Consider the following 1,690-nt stretch of genomic DNA (forward strand, 5'->3'; position numbering starts at 1 on the left):
GAAGAAAAATCATCAGAACAACTAAACAAAACTGATGGCAGTAGCTCAGAGCCGGTGCAGGGTGTAGAGCAAAGTCAAACCCTGACGCACCAAGAGACTATAATCGAAAGACAAAGTCAAACAATAAAAGCTGTTCTTGTATTAGAAGGAGATATAAATTCAGTTCAACCTTCAAAACTGATTGAATCTATTTTACAACAATCTTCAGGATACACGATCAACATTATTGATATCAAACCAAGCCGCTTAATCTTAGAGGGGTTTCAAGAAGCTATCGAAGGGCTTGAAGCTCGGATAAAATCAGAAGACCTAAAAGAATTAAGTGGTTTTCCTGTTAAAGATATTCAAATTTTGAACGAAAGTTCAGATGATGAAGATAATAGCAAGCTTGATCATAAATGGCGTCTAGTCGCAGAGATTGCTAGTGGTGGAGCTGTGGGTCGAGACTTGAGGGGTGCGAACCTCAGTGATGCGGACCTCAGTGATACCAAGCTCAGTGGTGCTAACCTATGTGATGCAGACTTGAGTGGTGCAGACTTGAGTGGTGCCGACTTAAGTGGTGCCGACTTCAATGATGCAAACCTTAGTGGTGCCGACCTCAGTAGTGCTAACCTGATTCGTGCTAATTTGATTCGTGCGAACTTGAGTGGTGCTAACCTCAGTGATGTTAAGGTGATTGGTGGGAACCTCGGTAATGCTAACCTCAGCAATGCCAACTTCAGTAGTGCGAAGCTAATTCGTGCCAATCTTAGTGGTGCCGACCTTAGTGGTGCCGACCTCAGTAATGCGAACTTCAGTGGTGCCTCTCTGTATAGTGCCAACCTCAGTAATGCCAATCTCAGTAGTGCTAACCTCAGGGGTACTGAGCTGAGTGGTGCCAATCTCAGTGGTGCCGATCTGCGGGGTACCAAGCTCAGTGGTGCCAACCTCAGTGGTGCCAACCTCAGTAATGCCAAGCTGATTGATAGCAATCTCAGGGGTACTGAGCTGAGTGGTGCCAACCTCAGTGGTGCCAACCTCAGGGGTGCCTCTCTTTATAGTGCCAACCTCAGTGGTGCCAACCTCAGGGGTGCCTCTCTTTATAGTGCCAACCTCAGTGGTGCCAATCTTAGTGGTGCCAACCTTAGTCTTGCCAACTTGTGTCCTATGAGGGTGTCTGGTACCGATTTTAGTGCTGCAAACCTCAGTGGCGCTAACCTTGGTGGTGCCTACTTGTATCGTGCTGACCTTAAAGATACCGATCTCAGTAGTGCCAACCTCACTGGTGCCGATCTCAGTAGTGCTAACCTTAATGGTGCTGACGTGAAAAATGCCCGATTCGGATATATTGTAGGAATTGATGAATCCACAAAGCTTAAGCTAATTAAAAGAGGAGCAATTTTTTAGAATTTTCCAGGTGAACCCTCTGAAATTAGTTCTTGAAAACTTACCAGTTATGTGTATTAAAAAAGAGCGATCGCCTAATTTACCTAACTGGTAATTCGACTGATAATTTATCTGTATTAAAAAAGAGCGATCGCTCTTTTTTACCTAACTGGTAATTCGTCTGATAATTTATCTGTATTAAAAAAGAGCGATCGCCTAATTTACCTAACTGGTAATTCGACACTAATTTCATTAGCTATATCCAATAACAGTCAAACGGTTAACCTTTAACCATCAACAACCTTGTTATTAATAACATAAATCA

At 43.5% G+C, this 1,690-nt stretch carries 2 protein-coding genes; one reads left to right on the plus strand and one right to left on the minus strand.

All coding sequences use genetic code 11. The annotated features are described in order from the left end of the window. Positions 1 to 1,386: pentapeptide repeat-containing protein (locus F6K37_RS41255; RefSeq protein ID WP_287257065.1), on the plus strand; the 1,386-nt coding region annotated here is incomplete at its 5' end. A gap of 79 nt (positions 1,387 to 1,465) precedes the next feature. Here F6K37_RS41255 and F6K37_RS41260 read toward each other — a convergent pair. Beyond that, positions 1,466 to 1,618 carry a hypothetical protein gene (locus F6K37_RS41260; RefSeq protein ID WP_287257066.1) on the minus strand — a complete coding sequence of 51 codons (153 nt, stop codon included), beginning with the start codon at positions 1,616 to 1,618 and terminating at the stop codon, positions 1,466 to 1,468. Positions 1,619 to 1,690: the final 72 nt, after the last annotated feature.

The organism is Moorena sp. SIO4E2, from assembly GCF_010671945.1.
In the GTDB taxonomy this organism is placed as follows: Bacteria; Cyanobacteriota; Cyanobacteriia; order Cyanobacteriales; family Coleofasciculaceae; genus Moorena; species Moorena producens.

Excerpts from the sequence above, each read along its gene's own strand:
- F6K37_RS41260 (WP_287257066.1), bottom strand. The coding sequence starts at position 1,618 with ATGAAATTAGTGTCGAATTACCAGTTAGGTAAATTAGGCGATCGCTCT.